The following is a 15,958-nucleotide window of genomic DNA, read 5'->3' as shown; positions in this document are numbered from 1 at the left end:
AAAACAGTATTTTGACGTCATTTGGCCAGCCATGTTACGTCACAAAAACGGTGATAACTAATCATTCAGCAACTTAATGTAAAAATGATATTACAGCTCCTCACAATCACATCTTTTTATGCCAATATTGCATCATGAATACCCAATTCCATTTCACCATGCAACAGATTGCTATCTTTTTTCTCTTGTTTTTCGTAACCAATGTGGTCGTTGCGCAAAAAAAGCCACTCGACCATAGCGTTTACGACGGCTGGCAAAACATCAGCACGTCCGCCATTTCCAAAGATGGCCATTTTATTTATTATATCATCAGCCCGCAGGAAGGCGACGCCCAATTGGTCGTTACCACCCCGTCAAACCAACAGCTGGGCCGGATAGATCGGGCCGCCAACGTGAATTTTTCACCCGATGAAAAATTCCTTGTCGCCCTTATCAAACCCTTTTATCGGGACACCAGGGAAGCCAAAATAAAAAAGAAAAAACCGGATGAGATGCCAAAAGATTCCTTGGCAATATTTGCCTTAGCGACATCAGGCATTGAAAAAATACCGTTGGTCAAATCATACAAGATCCCCGAAGAAGCGGGCAACCACATCGCTTATATCAGCGAACAAGCCCCCGCGCTTCCAGACACCACGGCAACCGACACCGGCAAGGCCGACAAGCCAGCGCGTAAGAAAGCGCAATCCACGTTGCATATCAGGAATCTTACAGATGGCGAAGAAACAACCATTGAACGCGTTGATGGCTATTACTTTAGCCAAGACGGCAATGCGTTGGTGTACGTACGCACTGCAGCGGAAAAAGACAGTATTGGCGCAGATGCAGGGTTATATTACTATGATTTAGCAACCAAAGAATCCCGGCATATTAGCCACGGCAAGGGCGAATACAAGAACATAGCTTTTGATGAAGCTGCCTCACAACTGGCATTCACGGCGGATAAAAGCCCGGAAAAATCGCTTCAGAAAGCGTTCAGCTTGTATTATTATACCCAAGGTCAGGACACAGCCATTATTATTGCAGACCGCCATACGAACGGAGTGCCGCAGCAGTGGAACGTAAGCGGGGAAGGTAATGTACGATTCAGCAAAAACGGGGAGAAACTATTTTTTGGCATCGCACCCATTCCTGCCGTCAAAGACACGACACTGGTTGAATTTGAGCACGCTAAGGTAGACGTTTGGCATTGGCAAGACGATTACTTGCAACCGCAGCAATTGGCCAACCTGCGGCGGGAACAAAACAGGAATTACCTGGCGGTGACCTACCCCAAAAAAGGCCGGAAGGTCATTCCCCTGGCAGACGAACAATTACCTGACGCCCGGATCACCGAAGATGCCGACAATGAATTTGCCTTAGCAACCACCGATGTGGGAAGGCGTATCGAAACACAATGGCAAACCGGATCGCGCCAGGACATCTATGCCGTCTCTACCGTTGATGGAAGCCGCAAAAAAATAGCGGAAGATATCCGGGGTACGGTCAGCCTTTCGCCAGCAGGCAATTATGTGATATGGTACAACCGTTTGGATGCCAATTGGTACAGCCATGATATCCAGCGCGGCAATACGGTGCTATTGAATGCCGATCTGCCCGTCAGCTTTGCCGACGAAGACAATGATGTGCCCGACGAGCCCAACGGGTATGGCGTCGCGGGGTGGAGCGAGGAAGACGAGGAGGTATTCATCTACGACAAATATGATATCTGGGCATTCCATCCCGACGGCAGCGAACGACGATTGGTAACCAACGGTGCCGGACGGAGCAACCAAATCACCTTCCGTTACCAGGATTTAGAAAGCGACCGATCGGGCCTGTTCAGACGAGGAGGTGCCACCACCATCGATGTCAAAAAACCGTGGATACTATCGGCTTTCAACCATACTACGAAAGAAAATGGATGGTATACCACAAATGGCCGCAATAACCACGATCCGAAAGATATTATCATTGGCCCGTACCGCTACGGTCAAATCAACCGGGCAAAAGATGCGGATTTTTATAGCTATACAAAAGAAAACTACGTATCCGCGCCTGATTTGTACGTATCTACCGATTTGGTCAAGGAAACGAAACTCAGCGCTATCAATCAACAGCAGCAACAATACAATTGGGGTACAGCTGAATTGATGAAATGGACCACTCCAAAAGGATATGCTGCGGAAGGCATCTTGTATAAGCCCGAAGATTTTGACCCCAATAAAAAGTATCCGGTCATCGCATATTTCTATGAGAAGCTGTCTGATGGGCTTTACAGCTATTTACCGCCTGCTCCTACCCCATCCCGGCTCAATATTAGCTTTTTTGTAAGCAATGGCTATCTTGTGCTTGCTCCCGATATTCGGTATGAAACAGGCCATCCAGGGCAATCTGCTGAGGAATTTGTCAATTCAGGCATGGAAGCCTTGAAGGCACAGCCTTGGGTAGATGGTGAAAAGATGGCCATCCAAGGCCAAAGTTGGGGTGGATACCAAGTGGCGCACCTCATCACCCGCACCAACATGTATGCGGCGGCATGGGCTGGTGCGCCAGTCGTCAATATGACTTCCGCTTACGGCGGCATCCGCTGGGAAAGCGGCATGAATAGGCAATTTCAATATGAACGCACGCAAAGCCGCATCGGCGCGACTTTATGGGAAAACCCCGAATTATATATCGAAAATTCCCCGTTGTTTCACCTGCCTAATGTCACCACACCGGTGGTCATCATGAGCAACGATGAAGACGGCGCCGTGCCTTGGTATCAAGGCATTGAAATGTTTACCGCTTTGCGCCGCTTGCAGAAACCCGTTTGGATGCTCAACTACAATGGGGAAGCGCACAACCTCGTACAACGCCAAAACCGCAAAGACATTCAGCGCCGGCAACTGGAATTTTTTGATCATTTTCTGAAAGGAAAGCCCGCAGCCCCTTGGATCGATAAAGGTGTTCCCGCTGTGATGAAGGGTATCGACTGGGGATTTGGAAATTAACACCTCATTAACAGGCTAGTTGCCAACTGCCGAATGGATGGGCATATCCATTCGGTGTGGCTCTTTCAATTGTAAAAACGACAATGAGAAAAACACATGTGAAGTAAATTTTCAGAAAACGTTATTTTTTTTTTCATTTTTATTAAAAAAATAATGAAATGTCATTTTTTTTTTCGAATATTGGAGCTGAAAATAACAAAACAACAAAGCGTATCAAACAAATAAATACAAATTAAATGTCAGGTTTGAGATTCAAGGCAGTTGAAACTGCCATATCCCGGTTAAACAACAATAAAATCAGCGAAACGATTAAACCTTCATCCTATTACTGCAAAAATGTTTTTACAACGGCAAAGATGAAGGAATATCTTCCTAAGAATGCTTATGCCGAGTTAATTGAAACCATTGATGAGGGAAAAGCCATTAGCCTTGATCTTGCCGAACATATCTCACAGGCAATGAAAAGCTGGGCCATCAGCAATGGCGTAACGCATTATACCCACTGGTTCCAGCCGCTTACAGGGGCGACGGCCGAAAAACACGATGCATTCTTCGAACCGCTACCGGACGGTTCGGCTATTGACAAATTTACAGCAAGTGCTTTGGTACAACAAGAACCTGATGCTTCCAGCTTCCCTAGCGGTGGCATCCGTAACACATTCGAAGCAAGGGGATATACGGGCTGGGATCCCTCATCTCCTGCGTTTATTTATGAAACCGGCGGTAGCAAAACACTTTGTATTCCTACCATCTTTGTATCTTACACCGGAGAAGCATTGGATTACAAAGCTCCTTTGTTGAAATCGCTCAACGCATTGGACAAAGCTGCAGTGGATGTTGCGAATTTCTTCGATAAATCGGTTACCAAGGTCAATGCATCACTTGGTATCGAACAAGAATATTTTTTGGTGGATCTGGCATTGTTCAACGCAAGGCCTGACCTGCAACTTACCGGCCGTACCCTATTTGGCCACATGTCTGCCAAAGGGCAGCAATTGGAGGACCATTATTTTGGTGCCATACCCGAGCGTGTATTGTCGTTCATGGTTGATTTGGAGCAAGAAGCGCTTAAATTGGGCATCCCTTTGAAGACCCGCCACAATGAAGTGGCTCCCTCTCAGTTTGAATGCGCACCGATGTTTGAGGAGATCAACCTCGCCATCGACCACAACCAATTGTTGCTCAACGTGATGGAACAAGTGGCCCTCCGCCACAAATTCAAGGTCTTGATCCACGAAAAGCCCTATGCCGACATTAACGGCTCAGGTAAGCACAACAACTGGTCGATGATTACGAATACAGGTGTTAACTTGCTTTCTCCAGGCAAAACACCGAAGAACAACCTTATGTTCCTTTCGTTTTTTGTCAACGTCATAAAAGCGGTGCATGATAATGCGGACCTATTGCGGGCTTCCATTGCGAGTGCTGCCAATGACCACCGCCTCGGGGCAAATGAAGCCCCTCCAGCCATTATATCCATCTTCTTAGGCAGCCAGTTGAATGCAGTGCTTGACGAAGTGGAAACAGCCAGGGTTGCTAAAAAAGTCAAAAACGAAACCTTACTTTGGCACGGGATCCCTAAAATCCCTGAATTGCAACTGGACAATACCGACCGGAATAGGACATCTCCTTTTGCGTTCACCGGCAATAAATTCGAATTTAGAGCTGTCGGTGCATCGGCAAACAGCGCCAGCCCGATGACGGTACTCAGTGCCATCGTAGCCAACCAACTGATCGAATTTAAGTCGGAAGTTGACAAGCAAATCAAAAAAGGCATAAAGAAGGATTTGGCTCTGCTCAATGTAGTGCGGAAGTACATCAAAGAATCAAAAGCAATCCGTTTCGAAGGCAATGGGTATAGCAAAGAGTGGGAAGAAGAAGCACATAAGCGAGGTCTCTCCAACACGAAGACTACGCCAAAAGCACTGGATGTCTATGTCAGCGAGAAATCACTTGAACTTTTCGAAAAGTTGGGTGTATTGAGCAAGCGTGAAAGCGAAGCCCGTCACGACATCCTGTTGGAAAGCTATTATAAAAAGATCCAAATTGAAGCGCGGGTTTATGGTGAGATTGTAAATAGCCTCATTGCTCCGGCAGCGTTCAACTACCAAAACGATTTGATAGCCAATATCAAAGGGCTAAAAGACATCGGTTTGAAAGCGGACGCTTACAGCGCCCAACTCGAACTCGCCGAACGCATATCCACATATGTCAATACCATCATTGCCGATGCGGAAGCCATGCGCCAGGAACGTAAAAAAGCAAATGTATTGGAAGATACACGCGAAAAGGCCATTGCTTACGATGAAAATGTAAAACCTTATTTTGATAAAATACGGTATCACATTAACAAATTAGAGCAAATTGTTGACGACCGTAAATGGCCATTGCCAAAATTGCGGGAGCTTCTTTTCGTAAGATAACTTACCACCCTCTAAACTTAAATTTCGTGGCCCTCTTATTGAGGGCCATTTTTTTTCTTGTCAAATTTCTTCTTGATATAATCGACCAACGAGGTGTCATTCCCCTCTTCCATGTCACTCAATTCCAATTCAAGCGCCTTATTGCTCACCTGAATCTCGACCAATGAAATAATAAGCGATATAGCAAAAAAAAGAAGGCTCAACGCAAACGTCAACTCTGCGAGATAAACGTGCCCGATATAAATACAGTACATGCACGCGATGCATGCCACGAAACTTAACACTCCCATAGCCTGCATCTGCTTAATCAGCTTAAGCCGATACCGAAGATTCCGGATTTGCCCGTGTAACACACCACTTTTATTATGTTCAAGGTATTTGGCATGTAAGCTGCGTACCAAAGCAGCCAGCGCCAAAAAACGATTGGTGTAGGCCAGCATAATCAAGCTGATTGCCGGAAACAGCAGCGCTGCGGTATTAAATGTAATGTTCATTCCTACAAAAAAATCAAAAATACTTTGCACATACAAATCACACCCGTTATATTTGCACACGTCGTGTGTAAACACACACAAATCAATTCCTCTTCAAAAAGGTCTTGGTTTATAAAGAAGTGGCGAGAGACTGGCTCAATGACCCACTGGCAACCATCCGCAAATGGCAGAAAAGGTGCCAATTCCTGTCCCAACTCTATGTTTTGTTGGGAGCATATAAATTAATAAGACTATGAACATGTACTCAGCAAGCGGCAATCGTTATTCCATTTCCCTTACCACATCCGTTATTTCAACTAGGCGAATGTGTTGCGGGATGAGGCACATGTGCTGCTAATCCCATAATGTGCTATACGTAGACAAGCTGCTGCCCGGTGTAGCGGCGTGTATACGATATATCATCACCACCGAGATATTCGAATGCATATCAATTAATCCATTATAAACTTACTAAAATCAGTAATCATGGCTAATGAGCATCTAAAATTTGAAACGTTACAGGTACACGCCGGACAAGAAGCTGATCCAACCACCGGTTCGCGGGCGGTTCCCATTTACCAAACCACATCGTACGTATTCAACAGTGCGGAGCATGGCGCAAACTTGTTTGCATTGAAAGAATTTGGCAACATATACACCCGCATCATGAACCCCACTACCGATGTCTTCGAAAAACGCATCGCAGCATTGGAAGGCGGGGTAGCCGCATTGGCCGTTGCATCCGGACAGGCCGCCCAATTTATCGCCTTGACCAACATATTGGAAAGTGGGGATAACTTTGTCAGCGGAGCCAACTTATATGGCGGCACATTCAATCAGTTCAAGGTATCGTTCAAACGATTGGGCATTGAAGCGCGGTTTGCAAAGGACGATTCGCCCGAAAATATTGAAGCGCTTATCGATGACAACACCAAAGCCATCTATGTAGAAACCATTGGCAATCCCAGCTACAGTATTCCCGATTTTGAACGCATTTCAAGTATTGCGCAGAAATATGATTTACCACTGATTGTAGACAACACATTTGGCGCCGCCGGATACCTCTTCAAGCCCCTGGAATATGGAGCACATGTCGTGGTTGAATCCGCTACCAAATGGATTGGCGGACACGGCAACAGCATAGGTGGTGTGATTGTCGACGGTGGCAATTACAACTGGGGAAATGGCAAGTTCAAGCAATTCAGTGAGCCGTCTGAGGGCTATCATGGCTTGGTATTCAGCGATGTATTCGGCGTAGGCGGTCCTTTTGGAAATATCCAATTTGCAATACGGGCACGCGTAGAAGGACTACGGGACTACGGCCCTGCATTGTCACCTTTCAACGCTTTCCTGCTGTTGCAGGGTTTGGAAACACTTTCGCTGCGCGTACAGCGCCATGTAGACAACGCCCTCGAAGTAGCCAAATGGCTCGAAGGCCATCCACAGGTTGAGCGGGTGAGCTACCCCGGGTTAAAAAACCATCCACACCATAGCAACGCCCAAAAATACCTTAAAAACGGGTTCGGCAGTGTATTGTCCTTTGTAATCAAGGGTGGTGCGGATAAAGCCAATGCATTTATCGATGCCCTGCAATTGATAAGCCACTTGGCTAATGTAGGTGATGCAAAAACGTTGATCATACATCCGGCAGCTACCACACACCAGCAGTTGAGCGATGCCGATCAGCAGAATGCCGGTGTATTCCCCGGCTTGCTCCGCATCTCAGTGGGCATCGAACACATTGATGATATCAAGGCCGATTTACAACAGGCGTTTGATAAAATCAAGTGAGTCGCTGAAGACGCGCCGCTAAACAACAAACAAACAACAATGAGTATACATACATTTAGATATCCAAAAACATTTAAACTTGAAAGTGGGAAACGCATTAAACATCTTGAAATCGCTTACCACACCTATGGTGCATTGAATGATCGGAAGGACAATGTTATCTGGGTATGCCATGCACTTACTGCCAATTCGGACGTGTTTGAATGGTGGCCGGGGTTATTCGGTGATACCGATTTTTTTAATCCACAAGATTATTTCATCGTCTGTGCCAATATCATCGGATCACCATACGGCAGCACCAATCCATTGAGCATGAATCCGGTAACAGGCCAGCCTTATTACCTCTCATTCCCCCAGTTTTCCATCCGGGATTTAGTTGCTGTGCACAGCCTATTGGCTGATCACCTTGGCATCGAGCAGATAGCCTTAGCCATCGGTGGTTCTTTGGGCGGACAGCAGGCATTGGAATGGGCTATTGCCGATCCCAACCGCATCGCCAACCTCGTATTAGTGGCCACCAATGCTGTCCATTCGCCATGGGGCATCGCATTCAACGAAAGCCAGCGGTTGGCTATTGGTGCCGATCGCACCTTCTATGCAAACGCTCCCAATGGCGGGGCCAAAGGTCTAAAAGCAGCTCGGAGCATTGCCCTATTGTCTTACCGCGGATACCACGCCTACGGTGCTACCCAACGAGAGGCATCAAATGAAAAACAAGATGATTTCAGGGCCTCCTCGTACCAGCATTATCAGGGCGAAAAATTGGTCAAGCGGTTCAACGCCTACAGCTATTGGTTGCTGACCAAAACTATGGACAGCCACAATGTAGGCCGGAAGCGGGCAAGTATTGAAGATGCCTTACGCCAAGTCAAAGCGAATACGTTGGTTATCGGTATCAGTACCGACCTGCTTTTTCCAACAGACGAGCAGAAATACCTCGCAGACCATATTCCCGGCGCTACCTATGCCGAGATCAACTCTTTTTATGGCCATGATGGGTTCCTCATGGAGACCAAGCACATCGCGGAAAAAATCTCCGGATTCCTCGCTTGCCATAAGCCGCAAAACACAGCTATTTATCAGCAGATGGATCAGCAAATAGCCTAACATAGAAATAACGTAACAACAAACATGAACAACAAACTTACTTTGGGTATTTTCGGTTTTGGTGTAGTAGGACAAGGATTGCACGACATTATCAAAACCAAAAATCTCAACCTTGCTATCAAGCGATTTGTCATCAAACATCCCGAAAAGAAACGCACATTACCGGCCGAACTATTTACCACGGATGCCAACGCTGTACTGGACGATCCGGAAATCAATACCATTGTCGAACTTATAGACGATGCGGATGCCGCTTTCGACATTGTTTCACGCGCGCTCCAATCTGGTAAAAATGTGGTATCAGCAAACAAAAAAATGATTGCTACCCATTTGGCCGAGTTAATAGCCCTCCAGCATGAGCATGGTACCAGTCTGCTGTATGAAGGGGCGGTATGTGGCAGCATTCCCATCATCAGAAACCTTGAAGAGTACTATGACAACGAATTGCTGCATGCCGTAACGGGGATCTTCAATGGCTCATCCAACTATATCCTATCTAAAATATTCAATGAAAATCTGCCTTATGCCACGGCACTGCGGCAAGCCCAGGATCTCGGGTTTGCGGAAACCGACCCCACGCTCGATGTCGGCGGATTTGATCCAAAATTCAAACTAGCCATTGTAGCCTCGCATGCGTACGGTCTTTACGTTTCCCCGGAAGCCATCTTAAATATCGGAATCGACAAGCTTAGCGCCTCCGATATCCAATTTGCTAGGGAGAAAAATTTCAAAATTAAACTGATACCTACGGCACGGGAAATCAACGACACGTCGGTGGTTTTATACGTAATGCCAAAATTGGTTTCGCCGGAAAATATACTATACAATGTGGAAAACGAATACAATGGCGTACTCGTCAAGGCTGCATTCGCTGACGAGCAATTTTTCTATGGCAAAGGTGCCGGAGGGCATCCCACGGGATCCGCTGTATTGTCAGACATTGCCGCTTTGCGGTACGGTTATCGATACGAATATAAAAAACATATTGATGCCAATGGGATCGCTTACAGTACCGATTGGGAATTGGAGGTATACCTCCGTTATGAAGATGAAAACCTTATCGAACGCCTTGGATTTACGTCAATCAGCGAACGCTATTATGCCGAAAATTACAAATATATCATTGGGAAGATCAAGCTGGACAATATCCTGAAAAACCGGGCGGTTATTGATCAAAAAGGTCTTTTTATCGCAGAAATAGCTTAGTAATCAATACGTCTGTAAAAAAATAAAATAATAAAAACATAAGCTTTACTTGTGCATTTAATATTTGTATATTGTTCCAAAATCCTAAAATTATGCACAGTATCGCTGTTCTATTTGTTTTATTTACTTCCACTAATACCGCTGCTATTATTCAGCAAAGCGATACGGTTTCAGAAACATCCTGGCAAACTTACGGCTATATTGGCTTGGGTGCAATTATACTCATTGCCGCCGTGGTGGTACTGATCCGGAAGCAATATCGGAAATTCAATGAATGATTGATTGCCCACGGCTTTAGGCCGTGGGCAATAAGGTTAGGCCTCTCTTTTTAAGCCATATTTTTCAATTTTACTGTAGAGGTGGCTACGTTGGATATCAATTTCATCAGCCGTCTTGGATACATTCCAGCTATTCTTTTCCAATTTGTATTTAATATATTCCCGCTCGGTATAATCCTTGAAATCCTGAAAGCAAGAAAAATCGTCGTAGATACTGGTGGCATTTCCAATCGTCGATACGGAGGCTGGTACCATTGTTTCTTTTACAGGTTCGGCCTTTGCCGCTACGGCAATGCTGGAAAAGGAGCTGGGATTCGCAAAGGCCCGTACATCCTGGTCGGTAATGGATCGATCGCTGAGGATGATAAGACGTTCCACCATGTTGCGTAATTCGCGGATATTGCCTGTCCATGGCAACGCTTTGAGTGCCTCCATGGCCTCATCCGTTATTTTCTTTACTGGCATATTATATTCAGCACAGATCTCTTCGCAAAAATGCTTCGCCAACACGGGGATGTCATCTGTTCGTTCGGTCAATGACGGTACATGAATGATAATTACACTCAAGCGATGGTACAAGTCCATACGAAAGTTGCCCGCATCAATTTCTTTCAGCAAATCTTTATTTGTGGCGGCGATTACCCGTACATTCACGGCAATCTCTTTTTCACCACCTACACGGGTAATTTTGTTTTCCTGTAATGCCCTGAGTACTTTAGCCTGTGCCGAAAGGCTCATGTCTCCAATCTCATCAAGGAACAGCGTGCCATTATGTGCCTGTTCAAACTTTCCAATACGCTGCTTTACAGCGGAGGTGAATGAACCTTTCTCGTGCCCAAAAAGTTCGCTTTCAATCAATTCTGAGGGAATAGCGGCACAATTTACTTCCACGAGCGGTGCATTCGCACGGGGTGATTTTTCGTGCAGCCACCTCGCCACAAGTTCCTTACCACTGCCATTAGCTCCGGTCACCAGCACCCTGGCGTCTGTCGGAGCCACACGTTCAATCGTTTCCTTGATACGCTGGATGGCCCCAGAATCGCCCAGGATATCGCGTGTTTTACTTACCTTGCGCTTCAGCACTTTGGTCTCGGTGACCAATGTGCCACGTTCCAACGCATTGCGGACAGTGATAAGCAGCCGATTGAGGTCCGGTGGTTTGGAAATGAAATCATAAGCCCCCTTCTTACTGGCTTCAACCGCCGTTTCAATTGTCCCATGGCCGGAAATCATAATGAATGGCAGGTCCGGTTTGAGAGCCATCGCCTCCGTAAGTACCTCCATGCCGTCCATCTTGCTCATTTTGATGTCGCAAAGCACCAGATCTATCTCTTCCTTCTTGATAATCTCCAGCCCATCGATTCCGTTATCCGTATCGATTACCTTATAATCTTCATACTCAAGGATTTCCCTTAACGTACTTCGGATGGCTCGTTCATCGTCAATGATTAATATCTTGGTCATATTTTATTGGGTATTGCGTATTGCGCACGGTATCACAAACTAAAAAAAGCAAACCCTATAAGCCGGATTCTGTATCCCAATCAGGATTTCTATCATTTATCTTGGCTTGCCATCACTGACAAGCTCCAGCGGCCTACCCGTTGCGGCTCCCTTGCGGGATGGAAACGAGCAACTCCCTTAATTTCCGCAACCTATTTGGCCTTTCAACCCCCGGGGTTTACCGCGATGCATGTCGCCATGCAAAGCCGTGGGCTCTTACCCCGCGTTTTCACCCTTATCCCGAAAGCATTCGGGACGGTTTGTTTTCTGTGGCACTTTCCGTACTCCGGCAATTGCCGAAGCCCTTCCCGTTAGGAAGCGGGGCGCTCTGCGTTGTCCAGACTTTCCTCCCCGGCATCAGCCGGAGCGATAGAACAGGTTTGCTTTCGTGCAAAGGTAAGCATTAAGTTACAAACTTGAAAATACAGCGTACCCTGCTAGCTGAGCTGTTTTTACCTATACGTAAGAACACCAGCCCTACCTACTTGTTTTATAAAATTTGGCCCCGAAAAGAAAAATAACAAAATAACATATGATGGGCAGGTAATAGGCCACTGCAATATCGTAATCAGCAATCCGTCCCATCAAAAAGGGGAAGATGGCTGCTCCCACTACCCCCATCACAATGAAGGATGAGGCCTGCTGTGTATGCCGCCCCAGATCTTTGAGTCCAAGGCTGAAGATGGTGGGAAACATAATGCTGAAAAAGAAATTAAGCATCAACAGTGCGATGAATGATGGCCATCCCCAACTTTGCGCGATGATCAGGCACATCAAGACGTTACAAGCCGCAAACGTGGCCAATAGCTTGTTCGGGGCAATATACTTCATTAAAAAAGTCCCCACAAACCTTCCCACGGTCATCATGATCATACTGGTAGCAAAGTAATAACCCGCCACTTCGTCGGTAAGTCCCATTTTCTCATGACCATAATTAATAAAGAATGCCCAGGTACCACCCTGTGCGGCAGCGTTGAAAAATTGCGCCACAAACGCCCAAATGAAATGGCGGTGCTGAAACAGTCCTTTTTTTGCCGGGATCGATGCAGCTGCCTGCGCAGTGCCATGCGCATGCTCACCCTCAAAAGGCAACGCAGGTACACGCACAAAACTAAACAAGACGGCCACCAATAGGATAACTATCCCTATGCCCACGTAAAGCATCTTGACGGACGTCAGGCTTCCCGTTTCACCGATATTGCCACTTAAGATAAAATAACTGCCCAGTGTAGGGCCGATAATGGTGCCCAATCCATTAAATGACTGTGCAAAATTAATACGCCTATCACTTGACGCCTGATCGCCAAGCGATGCAATAAAGGGATGCGCAACCGTCTCCAACGTAGCCAACCCACAAGCCAGTATAAATAGGGCAACGCGGAAAAAAGTAAATGATTCGGCATCCGCAGCTGGCACGAATAAGAAGGCGCCGGTCGCGTACAATGCAAGTCCCAGCAATACCCCCGGCTTATACCCAAAGCGTTTCATAAAAAGCCCTGCGGGAATACCCATCACGGCATAAGCACCAAAAATCGAAAATTGTACGAGGCCCGATTCGGCCTTTGATACGCCAAGTACATTTTGGAAGTGCTTATTCAGCACGTCGCCCATGGTAATGGCAATGCCCCACAGCAAAAACAGCAGTGTGACAAAACCGAAAACGACCCCGTATTTACGTTCAGTAAGTTTTGATGTTTGATTGGCTGGCAGCTTCGTCGCTGTGGCTTGAGGCGTAGTATTTTCCATGCATTTTAAGGTTAAATCAGTTACGGTCTAAGCCGTTAGGCATATCGACCGTCCAAAGATAGTAAACCGTTTTAGCTATGCAATAGGAAAAAGGTTAATTTATTTTTATTTCGTTTATTTTTCCCAAACTGGCCCGGGCTTCGAACAGCATGAGGCCGCTCAACTGGGACGATAGGGCGAGTACATCGGCATGTTTTTCGTTCCAGTCCGGCCCCACAAGCATCCCCGGCCTCAACACTGCCCGGTTGGCTGCGACCAATGCGTTGGCATGGACAAATTGCGTATATTGGTATCGTTTTTCAGTTTGCACATCCATATCACGGGCGAGTTGAGCAAGGTAACGAATCAAAATACCCTTAAACAATCCGCCATCGCCTTGCCCTTCATCACGCAGTATGCCCTTTGGTGAAATGATCGGACTGCCGAGCGCGGCATCCGCCGTTCGCAGGGCATCTTCAAGATAGTGGGCATCTTTGGTGGCATGGTAAAGCGCATGGGCTGCCTCCATAAAAATCCCCTGATTATACGTGAAAAGCCAATCCTTATCAATCCGCCCGTCCCCTTGGCGATTGACACCATCCCATACCAGTCCAGATACCGGATCGACCAACGTTGCCTTCAACCAGTCATACAGTGCAATCGCTGTTTGGAGATCCTCCGTTCTGCCAAAATGCATGTACAGCCGACAGGCTAGTACAATTGCCGGAGCGTTTGCCGGTGTGTTTTTATAGGTCAGCTGATCCTTCCGCCAAGCCACGCCACCGCCTTGATGTTCGTTGATACCCGTTTGGATATCATTCCAGAGGATATCCACCGCGTCAAGAAATGTAGTGTCCCCGCCCGCCTCATAAGCCCTCAAGCTTGCCAACGCCAGCCACAACATATCGTCGTAGAACATATTCGGATAGCGGTTGCCGTTCATTCCATATATCCCCTCAAGCAGCCGCTTTGCCCGTGTCAAGTATGTGCGGTCTTGCGTACGCAGGTAACCGTCTACCAACACATCCACCATATGTGCATTCCACCAGTAGTGAAAAGTGGTATCTCCGGCATTGTCCTGAATATAATAGTTGCCTCCTGATGACAAGTAAGTTGCGCGGGTAGATTGCTGCAGCGAATCGGCCAATGCATTCCAGCGGGTGGCACCACGGTCGGCCCCAACCTGCACTTGGCTGACCAAGACATAGCCCATCAATATCAGTGATTTCAATAGCATCATGATGTATGTTTACGATTCGTTTGTTAAATCGCTTGTGCGATTGCATATCCACTTGCCCATGCCCACTGGAAATTATAACCACCCAGCCATCCCGTCATGTCTACACATTCACCACCGAAATACAATCCAGCCACTTTTTGCGCTTCCAATGTCTGTGGGTGTAATTCATCTGTGGCCACACCGCCGCGCATTACCTCAGCCTTGTCATATCCTTTGTCTCCAGCGGGTTTTAGGGCAAACCGATGGATGGTCTCGGCAATCCGCTTGGCTTCTGCCTTCCCCAAAGACGCAATCTTGGTATCGATGGGCAGAAATTTGCCCAATGCTTCCACCAACCTGCGCGAATAGAAGTCACCCAACAATTGCGACACCAGGCGCTTTCCACCAGCCATTCGATCATCGTTGATTAGTTGTTCGATAGAATGATTCGGCAATAAATCGATACCGATAGCCTCACCCGGCCGCCAATACGATGAAAGCTGCAATATCGCCGGACCACTTAGCCCCCAATGGGTAAACAGGATATTTTCCTCGAAACTGATACGCTCATTAAACACCCGGCAGAATACACTATTACCCGAAAGCGCAGCAAACCATTCGGCATCTTTTCCGGTGATGGTCAACGGCACCAGTGCCGGAGCAGTAGGCACTACATCCAGCCCAAACTGGCGGGCAATCCGCAAAGCGAAATCGCTGGCACCCAACTTTGCCACGGGCAACCCTCCGCTTGCCACTACCACCCCATTGGCATGTGCATATTTCAGTTCCCCGCCATATTCATAAGCAACCTCGAACGTTCCATTGGCCCCCTTGGCCACGGACACTACCCTGCTGTTCAGGCTCAATGCCTGCCCATACCGTTGCAGTAGCGTTGCAAAGACCTGCACCACGTCTTTGGCCCGGTCGCTCATGGGAAAAAGCTGCCCAAGGGTTTTCTCCTTCCCCACAATCCCGTGCCTTTCAAAAAAGCCAATGGTGTCTGCCACGGACCACCGTGATAAAATCTCCTGGCCAAACGTAGGATTGGCCGATATAAAGTTGGCCGTGGTCGTATATAAATTGGTATAATTGCACCGACCCCCACCAGAAATGAGTATTTTCGCTCCAGGGCGCTCATTCCGTTCCAATACCAGCGTACGCCGATCGCGTATGCCCGCTTGTACGGCACACATTAAGCCACAAGCCCCGCCGCCAATGATAATGGCATCATATTGATTCTTCACAACTTGTGCAATAG

The 15,958-nt window shown here is 47.1% G+C and carries 11 protein-coding genes, 1 other RNA gene and 1 riboswitch; of the genes, 6 read left to right on the top strand and 6 right to left on the bottom strand.

Annotation, left to right across the window (positions count from 1 at the left end; all coding sequences use genetic code 11):
* The first annotated feature begins 134 nt into the window (after nucleotides 1-134).
* Together BMW65_RS08450 and BMW65_RS08445 are read left to right on the top strand one after the other, a co-directional pair.
* Nucleotides 135-2,975, top strand: a complete 2,841-nt coding sequence (locus tag BMW65_RS08450; RefSeq protein ID WP_245747561.1) for an alpha/beta hydrolase family protein — start codon at nucleotides 135-137, stop codon at nucleotides 2,973-2,975.
* Between the two features lie 236 nt (nucleotides 2,976-3,211).
* Nucleotides 3,212-5,398 carry a glutamine synthetase III family protein gene (locus BMW65_RS08445; protein WP_090604559.1) on the top strand — a complete coding sequence of 729 codons (2,187 nt, stop codon included), beginning with the start codon at nucleotides 3,212-3,214 and terminating at the stop codon, nucleotides 5,396-5,398.
* A 35-nt stretch (nucleotides 5,399-5,433) separates the two neighbouring features.
* Here the strand turns inward: BMW65_RS08445 and BMW65_RS08440 are convergent, their stop codons facing one another.
* Nucleotides 5,434-5,892, bottom strand: a complete 459-nt coding sequence (locus tag BMW65_RS08440; protein ID WP_090605379.1) for a DUF2721 domain-containing protein — start codon at nucleotides 5,890-5,892, stop codon at nucleotides 5,434-5,436.
* Nucleotides 5,893-5,998: 106 nt separating this feature from the next.
* A riboswitch (SAM riboswitch) is annotated at nucleotides 5,999-6,115 on the top strand.
* A gap of 242 nt (nucleotides 6,116-6,357) precedes the next feature.
* Here BMW65_RS08440 and BMW65_RS08435 point away from each other — a divergent pair.
* From BMW65_RS08435 to BMW65_RS08420, 4 genes are all read left to right on the top strand, one after another.
* The gene (locus tag BMW65_RS08435; protein ID WP_177181057.1) at nucleotides 6,358-7,662 is read left to right on the top strand and encodes an O-acetylhomoserine aminocarboxypropyltransferase/cysteine synthase family protein; all 1,305 of its coding nucleotides are present in this window, start codon (nucleotides 6,358-6,360) and stop codon (nucleotides 7,660-7,662) included.
* Nucleotides 7,663-7,701: 39 nt separating this feature from the next.
* Nucleotides 7,702-8,769 (top strand): homoserine O-acetyltransferase family protein, encoded by a 1,068-nt coding sequence (locus BMW65_RS08430; RefSeq protein WP_090604556.1) that lies wholly within the window; start codon nucleotides 7,702-7,704, stop codon nucleotides 8,767-8,769.
* A 24-nt stretch (nucleotides 8,770-8,793) separates the two neighbouring features.
* The gene (locus BMW65_RS08425; RefSeq protein WP_090604554.1) at nucleotides 8,794-9,975 is read left to right on the top strand and encodes a homoserine dehydrogenase; all 1,182 of its coding nucleotides are present in this window, start codon (nucleotides 8,794-8,796) and stop codon (nucleotides 9,973-9,975) included.
* A gap of 92 nt (nucleotides 9,976-10,067) precedes the next feature.
* Nucleotides 10,068-10,253 (top strand): hypothetical protein, encoded by a 186-nt coding sequence (locus BMW65_RS08420; protein WP_090604552.1) that lies wholly within the window; start codon nucleotides 10,068-10,070, stop codon nucleotides 10,251-10,253.
* A 36-nt stretch (nucleotides 10,254-10,289) separates the two neighbouring features.
* Here BMW65_RS08420 and BMW65_RS08415 read toward each other — a convergent pair whose 3' ends face one another.
* The 5 genes from BMW65_RS08415 to BMW65_RS08395 all read right to left on the bottom strand — a co-directional run bounded on the left by BMW65_RS08415 (nucleotide 10,290) and on the right by BMW65_RS08395 (nucleotide 15,944).
* A complete protein-coding gene (locus tag BMW65_RS08415; RefSeq protein WP_090604550.1) occupies nucleotides 10,290-11,717 on the bottom strand; it encodes a sigma-54-dependent transcriptional regulator in 1,428 nt (475 codons plus the stop codon).
* 42 nt (nucleotides 11,718-11,759) lie between these two features.
* Nucleotides 11,760-12,142, bottom strand: an RNA gene (gene rnpB, locus BMW65_RS08410) — RNase P RNA component class A.
* A gap of 91 nt (nucleotides 12,143-12,233) precedes the next feature.
* A complete protein-coding gene (gene fucP / locus BMW65_RS08405) occupies nucleotides 12,234-13,502 on the bottom strand; it encodes an L-fucose:H+ symporter permease (protein WP_090604549.1) in 1,269 nt (422 codons plus the stop codon).
* A gap of 94 nt (nucleotides 13,503-13,596) precedes the next feature.
* Complete coding sequence (locus tag BMW65_RS08400; RefSeq protein ID WP_090604547.1) at nucleotides 13,597-14,721, bottom strand: glycoside hydrolase family 76 protein; 1,125 nt, start codon at nucleotides 14,719-14,721, stop codon at nucleotides 13,597-13,599.
* Between the two features lie 23 nt (nucleotides 14,722-14,744).
* Entirely contained in the window at nucleotides 14,745-15,944 is a 1,200-nt protein-coding gene (locus BMW65_RS08395) for a BaiN/RdsA family NAD(P)/FAD-dependent oxidoreductase (RefSeq protein WP_090605377.1), read from the bottom strand.
* Nucleotides 15,945-15,958 lie beyond the last annotated feature (14 nt).

This window comes from Parapedobacter koreensis, assembly GCF_900109365.1.
Taxonomy (GTDB): domain Bacteria; phylum Bacteroidota; class Bacteroidia; order Sphingobacteriales; family Sphingobacteriaceae; genus Parapedobacter; species Parapedobacter koreensis.
This window is presented reverse-complemented; position numbering and strand designations above follow the sequence as displayed.

What these genes read in the sequence shown, in the direction of transcription:
- BMW65_RS08425 (WP_090604554.1), top strand. Translation starts at nt 8,794, where the DNA reads ATGAACAACAAACTTACTTTGGGTATTTTCGGTTTTGGTGTAGTAGGA.
- BMW65_RS08430 (WP_090604556.1), top strand. Translation starts at nt 7,702, where the DNA reads ATGAGTATACATACATTTAGATATCCAAAAACATTTAAACTTGAAAGT.
- fucP (WP_090604549.1), bottom strand. Translation starts at nt 13,502, where the DNA reads ATGGAAAATACTACGCCTCAAGCCACAGCGACGAAGCTGCCAGCCAAT.
- BMW65_RS08440 (WP_090605379.1), bottom strand. Translation starts at nt 5,892, where the DNA reads ATGAACATTACATTTAATACCGCAGCGCTGCTGTTTCCGGCAATCAGC.
- BMW65_RS08415 (WP_090604550.1), bottom strand. Translation starts at nt 11,717, where the DNA reads ATGACCAAGATATTAATCATTGACGATGAACGAGCCATCCGAAGTACG.
- BMW65_RS08420 (WP_090604552.1), top strand. Translation starts at nt 10,068, where the DNA reads ATGCACAGTATCGCTGTTCTATTTGTTTTATTTACTTCCACTAATACC.
- BMW65_RS08435 (WP_177181057.1), top strand. Translation starts at nt 6,358, where the DNA reads ATGGCTAATGAGCATCTAAAATTTGAAACGTTACAGGTACACGCCGGA.
- BMW65_RS08445 (WP_090604559.1), top strand. Translation starts at nt 3,212, where the DNA reads ATGTCAGGTTTGAGATTCAAGGCAGTTGAAACTGCCATATCCCGGTTA.
- BMW65_RS08400 (WP_090604547.1), bottom strand. Translation starts at nt 14,721, where the DNA reads ATGATGCTATTGAAATCACTGATATTGATGGGCTATGTCTTGGTCAGC.
- BMW65_RS08450 (WP_245747561.1), top strand. Translation starts at nt 135, where the DNA reads ATGAATACCCAATTCCATTTCACCATGCAACAGATTGCTATCTTTTTT.